Here is a 14,472-nt window from a genome sequence, read left to right as displayed (position 1 = left end):
CTAATATACAAACGCCCTGCTGCTGATCCGCCCTTCGTTGGAAAGGGTCAGGATATAAATGCCATGGGGATGATCGAAAGCAATTTCCGACTGGATGTCCCCGGCCTGGCCGTTTACTATCTGCCGCGCCAGCGGCTTACCATCCTGCGACCAGATGTTGACCTGGTAAGTGCCTGCCCCTTCCAGGTGGAGAAAGGTCTTTACCGAATTCCCCTGCGCACTCACGCCCTTGATGGCTGTCCGTCCTGTCGCGCCCAGCTTTACAGGCGCTATTGCCGAATAATAGGCGCTTCCATCCGATAAAGTCGCAGCTATGCGATAGTAAACAATGGCTGAGCTTACAGGATTTGCGTCGATATAGGTAGTGGCGCTCTCTGTCCTGAAGACGGGCGTGAAATCCGTCCCATTGAAGGAACGTTGTACGACGAATTGCGTGCGCTCGGAAAAGCCATCGGTATTCCACTGTAAGCTGATGTTCTTTTCACCATTGACTTGGGCAGTAAGGTTGATCGACTGTTCTGCCAATACGCCGGCATTTGACTGCCCCTGAACGCTGATGTTATCGAAGACAAAGCGGCTGGTGCCGCCGGAATTGATGGTAGTGTTATAGCCATACAGCCTGAAGGTGACAGTGGAAGGAATGGACTGAAAAGCAGCCGGAAGCGTGACGGTGTAAGTGGCATAATTATAGGTCATGCTGCCCGTCGCAATATCCGCAGCATAATTGTCCAGGCTGCTCCGCAAGCTCCAGTTATTGGGACCGGCGCCCTGGGGAGTGCCAGTATTGCTGCGGCGTTGAATAAGGGTCACTGTGTTCAGCACCAGGTAACGACCTGTATTCGCCGTGAGCGTAAATTGTACATAGCCGTTTGCATCGGGCGTACTTGCCGCTGTCCAGCCGCCTTCGCCATACCACTCGCTACCACTGTTGAAGGAGCTGCTGGTGATGGAAGAGCCAAGGGAAAGGGGGCTTACGGTAAGATGATTGCCGGCATTGCCGTTCAGGTTGGAATTGAGCGGCCAGTTACCGGCGTTCTGTGCTTGCATGCTGATAAATGTGAATAAGGTGATAATAAGGGTACTTATAGCTTTCATACATATCGATTGTTGCCAAGGATAGACAATTGGCCTGCCAGTTGACACTTTACTCACTATCAGCGGCATATATTTCCTTCTTTTCCATATCTATTCCCAAAAAAGGACCAGCATTCCCTTAATAGGGCCAGTCCGGGAAAGGGAATGATGCTGCCAGCCTATTTTTCCATAAACATAAATATTACGGGAAGCGCTGTGGAATCGTGGAACGGGGGTGTCTCAATATAAACACATCATCATGGAAATACAGCAAATCTCACGGGCGGATATACTCGACATTTTGTTCGATGGCCGCAACAAGGATTATGGCGCCTATCAATTGCGCAAAACGTATAACAAAAGACTAACGAGGGCGTTGGCCGGTATGGCGTCGATCTGCCTGTTACTGATCGGCGGTTATACATTGGCGGGAAGATCGCATGCGAACGTTAAGCCACTGGACAACCCAACGGACGTCATCCTGACCGATGCGCCGAAGGAGAAGGAAAAGGTTATTATTCCTCCGGTGGTCCCTAAAACCCCTCCCCCGCAGGTGGCAATGATCAGGAACACGATTCCCCGGGTGGTCCCCAATGATCAGGTGAAGCCGGAAGATGTTCCGCCGCCTGATGACGACATGGACAAAATGAAGATCGGCACGGCCAATCAAAAAGGCGCCGACTTCGACGGTACGCCAGGCCCTCCCACGAATGGCACGGGCGCCGGCGCCGTGATCGAAGCGCCCAAACACGATGAAGAAGACACGAAGATCTGGACAAAAGTAGAGATCGAATCCTTTTATCCTGCGGGCATGCCGGCCTGGCTGCGATTTGTATCGAAAAATTTTCACGTGCCGGAAGAAGCCATCGCGAACAACGCAGGCGGCACCGTCATCGTCCAGTTCGTGGTTGATAAGGAAGGGAATGTCAGCGACGTGCATGCAGTGGAAGGGCCCCAGGAACTGAGAGCCGAAGCCGAGCGGGTCATTAAGAAAAGCGGCAAATGGACGGCCGCCGTTCAGAATGGAGCGAAGGTCAATTCTTACAAAAGACAGCCTATCACCGTAAAGATCGATAGCGAATAACCTACCCTTCTTTTGCTAATTCCCCCGGGCCGCCACTGGCGGCTTCGGGCATTGCAGCCACAGCCGGCTTCGCGACAAGGGAGGTATCCAGCTCTTTATGAATTTTCATCAGCAGCTCCATATTGTTCTCCAGCTTGCCCGACAAGTCGGCAATTTTCTCCTGCGCTTGTGCCAGCTCCCCTTTCAACGCTTCTATCGTTGCTGCCCGCTGGTCCAGCTGTCCCTTAAGCACACTCATCCGCTCATCTGACTGCAACCTGTATTCCTCAAACTTTTCTTTTATCCACAGCAGCCCTTTGTACAGGTTGTCCCCTTCCGGCTGTAACAGCTCCGCAGGTATGGCTTCTACGGGCACGAGCAATTCGCCAGCCTCCAGGGCCAGCCGGGGCGCCTGCCTTTTCCTCCGGTGATGTATATAGGTAGTAATTAACAGGACGATCACAAATATGGGCAGGAACACCCAAAGCACAATCCGAAGAAATTGTCCTAGCTCAAACAGGCTGATGGCCAGTAGATGCATGCTCATTAATTTAAAGTAAAGCTGATTACATATTGTCCTGCAATTACTTATGAATTATCGAATTACTTTTTTCCTACAGTAGCCGGAACAGGTTAACAGGGGGAGAATGGAGCCTTTGGAGCAATAATAGGGCCAAAACGGGGAATGCGTTCACGCCTAAAAATGAACCATTGACCGATGGCTTTTCCCGTGGTTTGCCGTCTGCATAAATTGGGTTTGGGATGGCTGTTTTTAGCACAAATTTGGAGTCCAAAGATTATCAATACATCCTAAAATCGAATAATCATGAACCTCAAAAAAATGATCGCCCCTGTCGTCCTGATCATCGGGCTGCTATCTTTTTCCCAGACCTATGCTCAACGGGGGGATACGGCAGCCATGCGCCAGCGCCAGGAAGCCATGATGAAAAAAATGCAGGAAGACCTCAAGCTCACCTCTGTACAGGTGGACTCGTTGACTGCCATTCAGAAAGAGTTCCAGCCAAAGATGCGTGAGATCTTTATGGACCAATCCCTCAGCAGGGAAGACAGACAGGCAAAAATGCAGCCGTTGAATGACGAACGGAACAAACGGGTCCAGGCCGTGCTTGGAGATGACCTTTACAAGAAATACCAGCAGTGGATGGAAGACAACCGGCCTCAGCGTAGAAATCGATAAAAAAAGAGCGCCTCCGGCGCTCTTTTTTTATATTAACCTTTTTTTTGTTCTTTGGCCCAGTTGTCCCGGAGCGTCACTGTCCGGTTGAAGATCATTTTGTCTTCAGAGCTATCCTTATCAAGGGTAAAATACCCCTTACGCAGGAACTGGTAACGTTCGTCGAATTTTGCATGACTGAGGGCCGGCTCTGCATAAGCCGCAGGCAGCACCTGGAGGGAGTCGGGATTGATATAATCCTTAAAATCGCCTTCTTCGCTGGCAGGGTTCTCCACTTTGAACAGGCGATCATAAAGCCGTACTTCCGCGGTGACGGCATGCCGTATGCTCACCCAATGAATGGTGGCCTGAACTTTTATATTGGCGTTCTCCCCGCCGCTTTTGCTGCCGGGAAGATAAGAGCAACGCAGCTCGGTGATATTCCCCGCCGCATCTTTGATCACTTCATCGCACTGGATGATATAGGCGCTTTTCAGTCTTACCTTCTGCCCTGGCGACAGGCGGAAGAACTTCTTTGGCGGAACCTCCATGAAATCCTCCCGCTCGATGTACAGCTCCCGGCTGAAAGGGATCTCCCTATATGTGGTTTCCGGGTCTTCGGGATTATTTTCGCTTTTCAGGATCTCTTCATCTTCCGTATAATTCGTCAGTACGACCTTCACGGGGTCGAAGACCACCATGCGGCGCAGGGCGATCCTGTTCAGGTGCTCCCGGATGCAAAACTCCAGCAGCCCCACTTCGATAAGGTTGTCCCTTTTCTGCACGCCTATCTTTTCTGCGAAGGTGCGGATGCTTTCCGGAGTGTACCCCCTGCGGCGCAGACCGGCGATCGTAGGCATACGGGGATCGTCCCATCCTGTCACATGCCTGTCATTCACCAGCTGCAGGAGCTTCCGTTTGCTCATCACCGTGTAGCTGAGATTGAGGCGGGCGAACTCATATTGATGGGAAGGGAATATTTCGAGCTTGTCGATGAACCAGTCGTACAACGGCCTGTGGGGCACGAATTCCAACGTACAGATGGAATGCGTGATATGCTCGATGGAATCGCTCTGTCCGTGGGCAAAGTCATACATCGGATAGATGCACCAGGCATCACCTGTACGATGATGGTGGGCATGTTTGATCCTGTACAGGATGGGATCCCGCATATGCATGTTGGGAGCGCTCATATCGATCTTTGCCCTCAGCACCTTTTCTCCGTCCTTGTATTTCCCCGCTTGCATGTCTGCAAAGAGCTGCAGGTTCTCCGCGATGCTCCGGCTGCGATAGGGACTGTCCTTACCCGGCTCCGTGGGCGTTCCTTTCAACTGAGCGATCTGCTCGCTACTGCTGTCATCCACATAGGCCAGGCCTTTTTCGATGAGCTTGACGGCAAACTGGTATAGTTGTCCGAAATAATCGGAGGCATATAGTTCATTGGCCCATTCAAATCCCAGCCAGCGGATGTCGGCCTTGATGCTGTCCACATATTCCACATCTTCGGTCACGGGGTTCGTATCGTCAAAACGGAGGTTCGTCTTACCCCCATATTTTTGGGCCAGACCAAAGTTGAGGCAGATGGACTTGCTATGACCGATGTGCAGATAGCCATTGGGCTCCGGGGGAAAACGGGTGAGAATGGTCTTATACCTGCCTGCACCCAGGTCCTCTTCCACTATTTCCTCCAGGAAATTCAGGGATTTTTCCTCTTCTTTTTTGATCTCGTTCATTCTGCGAATTTACGATTTACGGGGCAGGTGGACAAACTCAGCCGGTCCTTTTCCCGAATAGCAGGCTGCCGATACGGACCATGTTGCTGCCCTCCCGGATGGCGATCCTGTAATCGCCGCTCATGCCCATGGAAAGCAGGAAAAGCTGATTCGGCGAGGACTGCGCAGCACCGAAATGCCGGTCGAAAAGCGCTTTCAACCCCTTAAATTCCTCCTGGAGCTTGCTTTCGTCCTCCGTAAAGGAGGCCATGCCCATCAATCCCCGGATACGGATGTGTGTGAACTCCTGCGGTGTCGTTCTGACAGCCTGCAGTACTTCTTCCAGCTCAGCGGCATCCAGCCCGAATTTGGTCTCTTCCCGGGCGATATGCACCTGGAGAAGACAAGGGATGGTCCGGTGGTGGCGGGCCGCTTGCTTATGGATCTCCTTCAGCAGGCGCAGGCTGTCCACACCGTGGATCAGATGAACGAAAGCGGCGATATATTTCACTTTATTGGACTGGAGATGACCTATAAAATGCCAGCGGATATCTGCCGGCAGCTGTGCCTGCTTGTCTACCAGCTCCTGGACATAATTCTCCCCGAAATCTCTTTGCCCCAGGTCATACAAGGCCATGATATCCTCTACGGGCTTGGTCTTGGAAACCGCCACAAGCTGCACACCGGGTCCCAGCTCGTCAAGGATGGATGTATACGCCGACTTGTCGATCATACGGCGAAGTTACTACTTTAATATACTTACTTTAATATGCTCCTGCTGATGACAATGCGCTGTACTTCGCTGGTGCCTTCATAGATCTGGGTGATCTTGGCATCCCGCATCATCCTTTCCACATGGTATTCCTTCACATAACCATACCCGCCGTGCACCTGTACGGCCTCCGTGGCCGTCCACATGGCCGTCTCGGAAGCATAGACCTTTGCCATGGAGGCGCTGAGGGTAAAATCGAGATGATTGTCCTTTTCCCATGCCGCACGAAGGCAAAGCAGGCGCGAAGCCTCGATACGGGTAGCCATATCCGCCAGCTTGAACTGGATGATCTGGTGGTTCATGATCTCCTTCCCGAAAGCCTTTCTCTCTTTGGAATATTGCAGTGCCAGCTCGTACGCTCCACTGGCGATGCCCAGGGCCTGGGAAGCAATGCCGATGCGCCCTCCACTGAGGGTCCTCATGGCGAACTTAAAACCGAACCCATCCTCCCCTATCCTGTTCTCCTTCGGCACTTTTACATCCATGAACTGGATGCTGTGCGTATCACTGCCCCTGATACCCAATTTATTTTCTTTTGGTCCCACCGTCACGCCGGGCGTATTCTTTTCCACGATGAAAGCGTTGATGCCATGGCTGCCTTTGGCGACGTCCGTCTGCGCCATGACCAGGTATACGGAGGCGGAGCTGCCGTTGGTGATCCAGTTCTTCGTACCATTGAGCAAATAATGGTCACCCATATCCTCGGCAATGGTCCGCTGTGAAGTGGCGTCACTGCCCGCTTCGGGCTCGCTGAGCAGGAAAGCGCCGATATAGAGCGCTCCGTCCTTGCGGCCCTGGGCCAAAGGAACCAGGTATCGCTGCTTTTGCGCTTCCGTTCCGTACTTCTCCAAACCCCAGCACACCAGACTGTTATTAACGCTCATGCACACGCTGACGCTGGCGTCTATCTTGCTGATCTCTTCCATGGCCAGCACATAGCTGATCGTGTCCATCCCCGCCCCGCCATACTTCGGGTCCACCATCATGCCCATGAAACCAAGCTCTGCCAGCTTGCATATCTGCTCTTTCGGAAAGCGCTGGTGCTCATCCCTGTCGATCACGCCAGGCAGGCATTCGGTGCGGGCAAAATCCCTGGCGGCCTTCTGTATCATCAAATGTTCTTCGGATAGTTGAAAATGCATGCGATGAAGGAGTTTTTGCCAAAAATAAAAGAAAGTTGTTTAGTAAACTAACAGTTGTAAGTTTTTTTGGACAAAAGAGGGCGCTTCAGGGATGAAAGGTAATTGCCGGTCGCTTACTGTTTCCGGGGGTCAATATAGCGGACCTGGGGGCCTGTCTTTTCGTGGAGCAGCGCAATAACGGTCTTGAAAATAACGATGAACAAGCCTGCCTCTTCTTCCGTGAAATTACTGCTCTCGTCATCGCCTTCGTTGTAAATAATGGCAGCGACGAACTGCAATAATTCCGGCTGGCAGAACGAATCCATGATCTCCATGGCATCCGTCTCGTCAAATCCATCGTGGAAGACCTCTTCCATCTCCTCGAACTCCGCGTTGAAGGATTTTTCGAACTCCTCCTCCGTCACGGCGGGAATATGCTGCTGCAGCTCGCGGAAACTCAATAGTATAATGGTGAGGATATAAGCTACATCTTCACGGGCATCCGCCACTTTCAGCTCTCTGCTCTCACCCAGCACATACCCCACCAGGGCCGGCTGCTCTTTGGCAAACTCGTCCCATACCTTCCCGATCTGGTCTTCATCCATATGTTGGATCCGATGATTGATGGAATCGATCGCATCCTCGGTGATTCTTGTCATTCCGTATTTTTCCCAAACCTACATTTAAAATGCTTAACGGACAAAACACGGTGGCGGGTGGCGCCAAATACGTACCTTTGCCGCTATGCTGTCCCAATCCATTCATAAGCATTTACTCTTATGAATATTGAAGACTGTTAAAAACAATTGCCTATGCCCAAGCATCATTCCCCTAAATTACAAGTGTCCGTGTCGTCCGAGATCGGCAGGTTACGGCGTCTGCTGGTGCACAGTCCCGACAGCGGGCTGGGGAAAGTCGTCCCCTCCAAAGCACAGGATTGGCTTTTTGAGGATATTGTCCACCTGGATACCATTCGCCGTAAAGAATATGACTATTACACAAAGATCCTGCTCTATTTCCTGGATCCGGAAAAAATAAAAGGAAAATTGGCGGAGGTAGACCGCGAAGAGAACAAACGGGCCTTTTATAAGCCCGGCGATGACCGGTTTTTCCGCAGCGATAAGGTGGTGGAGCTGCAATGGCTGCTCTCTGACATCCTGTTGGATCATGAGATCAAGCTGAAGCTGGTGGCTTCCGTCTGCGCCATCGAAGCATGCTCCTATGACACGCAAAAACAATTGCAGCGGCTGTCGCCTGTGCAGCTATCCAAGACCTTCATCAGCGGGACGATGACGGATGATGTCATGCTGTTTGCCCCTATTCCCAATTTCATTTTCACCCGCGACATCGGTATCGTCATCAATAATTACGTGCTGCTGAACAAACCGGCCAAAAAGGCCCGTACCCGCGAAGCTTTGCTGGCAAAATACATTTTCTTTAATCATCCGCTGTTTGCGGAATACCAGGACAGGATCATCGAGCTGGCGGATACACACCATCATTTCCTGCTGCCGCGCGAAGGCGACGATAAAAAGGTCACGCTGGAAGGCGGGGACGTCATGGTAGTCAGTAAAGATCATTTACTGATCGGCGTCAGCGAACGCACATCCCTGGAAGCCGCCCACCAGGCCATCAAAGTATTGTTTGAAAAAAATGTGGTCAAGAAGATAACCATCATCAAGATCCCGAAAAAAAGGGATTATATGCACATCGACACCATTTTCACCCAGATCAAAAGAAATGTGTGGATCCTGCTGGGCAATTTTTCCAGGAAGGCAATAAAGCACGAGGATGAAGATACAGTGCAGTGGATCCTGGAGAGTAACAAGAAGGAAGACAAAATGAAGATCATACAATTCCGGAAAAAGGACCCGGGCAATCCTGAATATTTCGACAACCTGGAGGACCTGCTCACCGACATCAGCAGGAACGACCTGGCGTGTACCGAAAAGGTCCGTTTCCTTTACTCCGGCAATAATGAATTCCCTTTCGATGCCCGCGAGCAATGGACGGACTCCTGCAACCTGCTGGCGCTTAAAGAAGGGGTCGTGCTGGGCTATGACAGGAATGACAAGACGGTCGAGGCTTTCAGGGCCAATGGCTTTTCCGTCATACACGCGCACGAGCTGATCGCCGCAATGGAGAGCGGGGACACCGACCCGGACGAGCTGGAAGACACATTGATCCTGATGCCCTCCGCAGAGCTGTCCAGGGCCCGGGGCGGCTTCCATTGCATGAGCATGCCTTTATACAGAGAAGATATCTGAGCATTTTTTTGCAAACTACTTCTATGCAAACGACTTCCCACATACTGATGATACGGCCGGTGAATTTCAGCTTCAATGCCGAGACGGCCGTGAACAATGCCTTTCAGTCAGCCGCCAGTGATCATCACACCCAGGATAAGGCCCTGGCTGAATTCGAAGATTTTGTCCAAATGCTTCGTGACAACGGGGTGGACGTCACGGTGGTCGATGATACGCCTGAGCCTTATACGCCGGATTCTATTTTCCCCAATAATTGGGTTTCCTTCCACGAGGAAGGCATTGTCTGTCTTTATCCCATGTATGCGCAGAACCGGCGGCTGGAAAGAAAGCCCGGGGTATTGCAGCAGCTGGCAAAAAAATTCCGGGCAGATGTGACGGTGGACCTCAGCGGTTATGAAAAGGAAGCGCTTTTCCTGGAGGGCACTGGTAGCATGGTATTGGACAGGGAACGGCGCATTGCCTATGCCTGCCTCTCCCCCAGAACAGACAGGCAGGTGCTGGAAGATTTCTGTATAAAGATGGACTATCAACCGGAAGTATTTGTGGCGGTGGATGCTTCCAACAACCCCATCTATCATACGAACGTGATGATGTGCGTTGCCGACCGTTATGTGGTGATCTGCCTGGATTCCATACCGGAATCCTTCCAGCGGGAGCATGTGGAAGCCACCATTCGCGGGACGGGAAAAGAGATCATTCCTATCTCGTTGGACCAGATGAACCATTTTGCCGGCAATATGCTGCAGGTACATAATGCCAACGATGAAAAGCTGCTGGTCATGTCCTCCCAGGCTTTCGGATCGCTCACTGCTGAACAGGTAGAAAAACTGCGATCGTACAACCGTATCGTCCATTCTTCCCTGATGACCATCGAGACCAATGGCGGCGGCAGTGCCCGCTGCATGATGGCGGAGATACATCTGCCCGGCCTGGCGCAATAACTTAGAAGAGCGTTAATGGTTTTGCCTCGTCTTCGTGATGGGTCTTTGGCGGCGTCAGGCGTGTTCCGCATTTTTGATTGAATTGCTCAATGGCATATGCCGCCAATGCGGGCGTATGCTCTTCATTATGGGCATGTACAAAAAAGTATACCTCCCTCAGCCCTCCTTTCACCCAGCTGCTGATCCGGTGGGCCCAGGCGTCGATGCGGGAATGATCCGTAGCATGTCCGCTGTTGGATACAAAGCGGATAAAGGCAAAGGGCGCCGTCAGCCGCATGTGGATCACATCCCTCCTGCCGGAAGTATCGGTGATGACAGCACCGATGCCCAATTGACGAAAAAGGTCCCAGGTATCCTTTCCGGCAGCGGACGTAAACCAGGCTTGCTGCCGTAGCTCAACGCAGGTGCGGAAATCCGGGGGCAGTTGTCGCAGGTAATGATGCAATAGCCCTGCCTTGTCAGGGCCGAAGCCATCGGATAATTGCAGGAAAGAAGGCCCGAGGGCCGGACCGAAATGCCGCATATGATCAACGAACAGATCCGTATCCTTTCCGGCGTCTTTCAGCTGCAGCTCGTGGCTGATGGTGTTGGAGAACTTTGGACAATAGCGAAAATCCCTGCCCGCCAATGCCGCCCATTTTTCAATCACCTCCTTTGGCTGCAGATTGTACCACATGGCATTCAGCTCAATGGCATTGAACTGTCGTACGTATTGTGAAAGAAAATCCTTCTCTTTTGTCTTTTTGGGATAAAGGGTACCAACCCATTCCTTGATCCTCCAGCGGGTGGCGCCGACATAGATCTGCAATTCGGCAGAAGGGCCGGGCCTGAGCCGCTGTAAAAGTTCGCCGGTCATTACGTCATCCGGAGGAAGGGAAAAATTTATCGCTTCCAGGTTCTGCACTTTTCCAAATTCCATACATAGAGCTTTGCGTAACTAAAACAACATCATTCGGTTTAGTTGTGGTTGAATCAAATCAAATCCTTATTTTTGGGACTTCTTTTAGTTAAGGTAGAAATTTTTCAATGAATCTTGCCATTAATTGAAGTTTTTTTAAAATTGAAATCATCAGAAGCAAATTTTAGATGGAAAACAAAGTCACAAAAATTGGTGTGCTCACTTCCGGCGGCGATGCACCGGGGATGAATGCAGCCATCCGTGCCGTTGTTCGTACCGGTATTTATAATGGATTGGAAGTATTTGGCATCATGCGGGGCTATGCGGGGATGATCGAAAACGATATCGTGCCGATGCATTCGAGAAGCGTAGCCAACATCATACAAAGGGGCGGCACCATTCTTAAGACCGCCCGCTGCAAAGAATTTTTTGAGCACGAAGGCCGGAAGAAAGCCTATGCCAACCTGAAGAAGCTGGGTGTCAATGGCCTGGTGGTCATCGGAGGCGATGGATCTTTCCGGGGCGCACATAAGCTGAGCTCGGAATTCGATATTCCCTGCATCGGTCTGCCGGGCACGATCGACAAGGACATTGCAGGCACTGATTTCACCATCGGTTTCGATACGGCCGTCAATACGGCTGTAGAAGCTATCGACAAGATCAGGGATACGGCCGACGCCCATGACCGTCTTTTCATCATCGAGGTCATGGGAAGAGATGCCGGTTATATCGCCCTGCACAGCGGTATTGCCACAGGAGCGGAAAACATCCTCATCCCGGAACGCAAGACGGATATCGAGGAACTGGTAAGCGGCCTGCTGGAAAAAGAGCGCCGTAAGAAGCTGGTGAACCTCATCGTTGTAGCCGAAGGGGACAATTTTGGCGGCGCGGGTGAAGTCGCAAAAGTGATCAAGGAGCGTCTGCCCTCGGCCGACACCCGGGTCTGCGTACTGGGTCATATACAAAGAGGCGGCGCCCCCAGCTGTATGGATCGTCTAATCGCCAGCCGTATGGGCTATTCTGCCGTAGAATGCCTGTTGGAAGGTCGTCATAATGTTATGGTAGGCATCGTCAACAACAGGATGCACTACACCCCTCTCGAAAAAGCGGTAAAAGCCAAACAAAGGATCAGCGAAGACTGGCTGAAGATCGTTAAGATATTAGCTTCGTAAAAAAAATAATAAACCACGCGTCAATGTCAAAGAATTTATCGAAATACCTGTATGAGGGTATGGATAAGCAGGCAGGCCTTCAACATACTTTTCACAAGACAAAGATCGTAGCTACCGTAGGCCCCGCCTGCGATACTTATGAAAAGCTCCTGGAGCTGGTGAAAGCCGGCGTCAATGTTTTCCGGTTGAACTTTTCTCATGGCAACCATGAGGATAAAGCGAAGATCATCGAACATATCCGGAAGATCAATGTAGCCGAACCTTATAATATCTCCATACTTGCCGACCTTCAGGGACCCAAGCTTCGCGTGGGTGATATCAAGGACGGAGGGCTTGCCATCGTCCCCGGCGATATTCTGACCTTTACTTCGAGAGAAAAGGTCGTTGGAACAAAAGAAAAGATCTATGTTTCCTATCCTGACCTCCATCACGACGTCCAGGTGGGCAACAAGATATTGATCGACGACGGCAAGCTGGAAGTGGTGGTGGTCAGCGTCTCTCCCGACGGCGATGTAAAGGTAGCCGTCACCTATGGCGGAACGCTGCTGCCCAAGAAAGGGGTCAATCTCCCTGACACGAAGATCTCTCTTCCGGCAATGACGGAAAAAGATATTGTCGACCTGGATTTCATCATCGCACAGCAATGTGATTGGGTGGCATTGTCCTTTGTACGGAAAGTAGAGGACATCATCGACCTGAAACGCCGGCTTGCGGAGAAGAATAGCCTCACCAAGGTCATCGCCAAGATAGAAATGCCCTCGGCCCTTGAAGACCTGCGAAATATCGTCCTGGAATCAGATGGCGTGATGGTTGCCCGGGGAGACCTCGGCGTGGAATTGCCGGTGGAAAAAGTTCCCATGGCGCAGCGCGAGATCATCCGTAAATGTATCCACCGGGCCAAGCCGGTCATCGTGGCCACACAGATGATGGAAAGCATGATCGATCGCGTAAAGCCCAACCGCAGCGAGATCACGGACGTAGCCAATGCCGTGCTGGAAGGCGCCGATGCCGTCATGCTCAGCGCCGAAACGGCGACGGGTCAGCATCCCGTGCTGGTGGTAGAGACGATGCGCAAGATCATCCTGGAAGTGGAAAGAACAGAATATCCATATAACAGGGAAGAGGATCTGGTACCGCAGCCCCACTCCCCTTCCTTTCTCAGCGACGCCATCTGTTACAACGCCTGTAAGCTGGCCAAGGACGCCAATGCCGACGCACTGGTAGGTATGACCCAAAGTGGATATACGGCATTCATATTATCCAGCTATCGTCCGAAGTCCCCGTTGTATATCTTCTCCAAAGAGAAAACGCTCATCAATCAGTTGAGTCTCAGCTGGGGTGTGCGCGCCTTTCACTATGCGGAAGAAGAAGGTATCGACGACATCATCCAGGATCAGCACACCATCCTGAAGGAAAGGGCCTTTATCAAGAAAGGCGATGTGGTGGTGAACACGGGCAGCCTGCCTATCGAGCAGCACCTGCCTACGAATATGCTTAAGATCACGAAAATAAACTAAATGCCTTATGCCGGATACTGGCGCTCCCGGGCGGCCAGTATCCCTATCATCTTTTCTATCTCCGGTCCGTCCGCCGCGACGACCGACTGATCTTCCTTCATCGCTTCGTTGATAAATTCCATCTGGCTGGACTTCTTTGTCCTTGCCGAAGTGTGGAACTCGTTTGCATCCGTCTTTTCCAGCAGCTGCAGAATATTTTCCGATCGTACGCCTGAACCCGGCATGATGACAATCCGGTCATCCGCCTGTCTCACCAGTTCATTGATCATCGTGGCTCCTTCAATTGCGGCAGGCCGCTGGCCGGAAGTAAGGATACGCTCGCATCCAATGCTGATGATGTCCTCCATCGCCTCGAAAGGATTGGCGGCCCAGTCGAAGGCCCGGTGAAAGGTAACGCCCAAAGGATAGGCCAGGTCTACCAGGCGGGCAGCGCGTTTTTTGTCGATCGTGCCATCGGCCTTCAGTATGCCAATAACGACGCCGTTGCATCCCACGTCTTTACACCAGGCTACCTCTTTCAGCATCGTGTCGTATTCTTCGTCCGAATATAGAAAATCGCCGCCGCGCGGACGGATGATGGGGTAAAGATCAATGTGCAATCTTTCCCTGGCAGCCCTGATCACGCCGGGGCCGGGAGTGGTCCCTCCTTCGGCCGGTCCTGCGCAAAGCTCGATCCTGTGTGCTCCAGCATCCTGTGCGGTCAGCGCCGACGCAAGGTCGAAGCTGCATATCTCCAGTTTGAACGACATAGTGGATTATTT

14 protein-coding genes are annotated in these 14,472 nt (G+C 51.8%); 6 read left to right on the top strand and 8 right to left on the bottom strand.

Annotated features, from left to right (window positions below):
- Nucleotides 1-1,095, bottom strand: coding sequence for a hypothetical protein (locus tag Q4E93_RS11360; RefSeq protein ID WP_303585248.1), 1,095 nt, complete (start codon nt 1,093-1,095; stop codon nt 1-3).
- Nucleotides 1,096-1,333: 238 nt separating this feature from the next.
- On the opposite strand from Q4E93_RS11360, the gene Q4E93_RS11355 reads away from it, so the two are divergent.
- Nucleotides 1,334-2,158, top strand: a complete 825-nt coding sequence (locus Q4E93_RS11355) for an energy transducer TonB (protein ID WP_303585246.1) — start codon at nt 1,334-1,336, stop codon at nt 2,156-2,158.
- A 1-nt stretch (nt 2,159) separates the two neighbouring features.
- Here Q4E93_RS11355 and Q4E93_RS11350 read toward each other — a convergent pair whose 3' ends face one another.
- Nucleotides 2,160-2,684, bottom strand: a complete 525-nt coding sequence (locus tag Q4E93_RS11350; protein WP_303585244.1) for a hypothetical protein — start codon at nt 2,682-2,684, stop codon at nt 2,160-2,162.
- Nucleotides 2,685-2,963: 279 nt separating this feature from the next.
- On the opposite strand from Q4E93_RS11350, the gene Q4E93_RS11345 reads away from it, so the two are divergent.
- A complete protein-coding gene (locus tag Q4E93_RS11345; protein WP_303585243.1) occupies nt 2,964-3,335 on the top strand; it encodes a hypothetical protein in 372 nt (123 codons plus the stop codon).
- 32 nt (nt 3,336-3,367) lie between these two features.
- Here Q4E93_RS11345 and Q4E93_RS11340 read toward each other — a convergent pair whose 3' ends face one another.
- The 4 genes from Q4E93_RS11340 to Q4E93_RS11325 all read right to left on the bottom strand — a co-directional run bounded on the left by Q4E93_RS11340 (nt 3,368) and on the right by Q4E93_RS11325 (nt 7,575).
- Nucleotides 3,368-5,044, bottom strand: a complete 1,677-nt coding sequence (locus Q4E93_RS11340; RefSeq protein WP_303585242.1) for a glutamine--tRNA ligase/YqeY domain fusion protein — start codon at nt 5,042-5,044, stop codon at nt 3,368-3,370.
- A 37-nt stretch (nt 5,045-5,081) separates the two neighbouring features.
- Nucleotides 5,082-5,756, bottom strand: a complete 675-nt coding sequence (locus Q4E93_RS11335) for a YggS family pyridoxal phosphate-dependent enzyme (protein WP_303585241.1) — start codon at nt 5,754-5,756, stop codon at nt 5,082-5,084.
- Between the two features lie 26 nt (nt 5,757-5,782).
- Nucleotides 5,783-6,937 carry an acyl-CoA dehydrogenase gene (locus Q4E93_RS11330; protein WP_303585240.1) on the bottom strand — a complete coding sequence of 385 codons (1,155 nt, stop codon included), beginning with the start codon at nt 6,935-6,937 and terminating at the stop codon, nt 5,783-5,785.
- Between the two features lie 113 nt (nt 6,938-7,050).
- Nucleotides 7,051-7,575: a hypothetical protein gene (locus Q4E93_RS11325; RefSeq protein ID WP_303585239.1), complete on the bottom strand. Its 525-nt coding sequence runs from the start codon at nt 7,573-7,575 to the stop codon at nt 7,051-7,053.
- 153 nt (nt 7,576-7,728) lie between these two features.
- Between Q4E93_RS11325 and Q4E93_RS11320 the strand changes: the two genes are divergently transcribed.
- The gene (locus Q4E93_RS11320) at nt 7,729-9,183 is read left to right on the top strand and encodes an arginine deiminase family protein (RefSeq protein WP_303585237.1); all 1,455 of its coding nucleotides are present in this window, start codon (nt 7,729-7,731) and stop codon (nt 9,181-9,183) included.
- A gap of 23 nt (nt 9,184-9,206) precedes the next feature.
- On the top strand, nt 9,207-10,124 hold the full coding sequence (ctlX, locus tag Q4E93_RS11315) for a citrulline utilization hydrolase CtlX (protein ID WP_303585235.1): 918 nt from the start codon (nt 9,207-9,209) through the stop codon (nt 10,122-10,124).
- 1 nt (nt 10,125) lies between these two features.
- On the opposite strand, the gene Q4E93_RS11310 is transcribed toward ctlX, so the two are convergent.
- Nucleotides 10,126-11,043, bottom strand: a complete 918-nt coding sequence (locus Q4E93_RS11310) for a DUF72 domain-containing protein (protein WP_303585233.1) — start codon at nt 11,041-11,043, stop codon at nt 10,126-10,128.
- A 167-nt stretch (nt 11,044-11,210) separates the two neighbouring features.
- Between Q4E93_RS11310 and pfkA the strand changes: the two genes are divergently transcribed.
- Nucleotides 11,211-12,194: a 6-phosphofructokinase gene (gene pfkA / locus Q4E93_RS11305; protein WP_303585232.1), complete on the top strand. Its 984-nt coding sequence runs from the start codon at nt 11,211-11,213 to the stop codon at nt 12,192-12,194.
- 23 nt (nt 12,195-12,217) lie between these two features.
- Nucleotides 12,218-13,711, top strand: a complete 1,494-nt coding sequence (gene pyk, locus Q4E93_RS11300; protein ID WP_303585231.1) for a pyruvate kinase — start codon at nt 12,218-12,220, stop codon at nt 13,709-13,711.
- 5 nt (nt 13,712-13,716) lie between these two features.
- On the opposite strand, the gene Q4E93_RS11295 is transcribed toward pyk, so the two are convergent.
- Nucleotides 13,717-14,460 carry a copper homeostasis protein CutC gene (locus Q4E93_RS11295; RefSeq protein ID WP_303585229.1) on the bottom strand — a complete coding sequence of 248 codons (744 nt, stop codon included), beginning with the start codon at nt 14,458-14,460 and terminating at the stop codon, nt 13,717-13,719.
- Nucleotides 14,461-14,472: the final 12 nt, after the last annotated feature.

Origin of the sequence: Flavitalea plasmicola, from assembly GCF_030546645.1 — a bacterium.
In the GTDB taxonomy this organism is placed as follows: Bacteria; Bacteroidota; Bacteroidia; order Chitinophagales; family Chitinophagaceae; genus Puia.
This window is presented reverse-complemented; position numbering and strand designations above follow the sequence as displayed.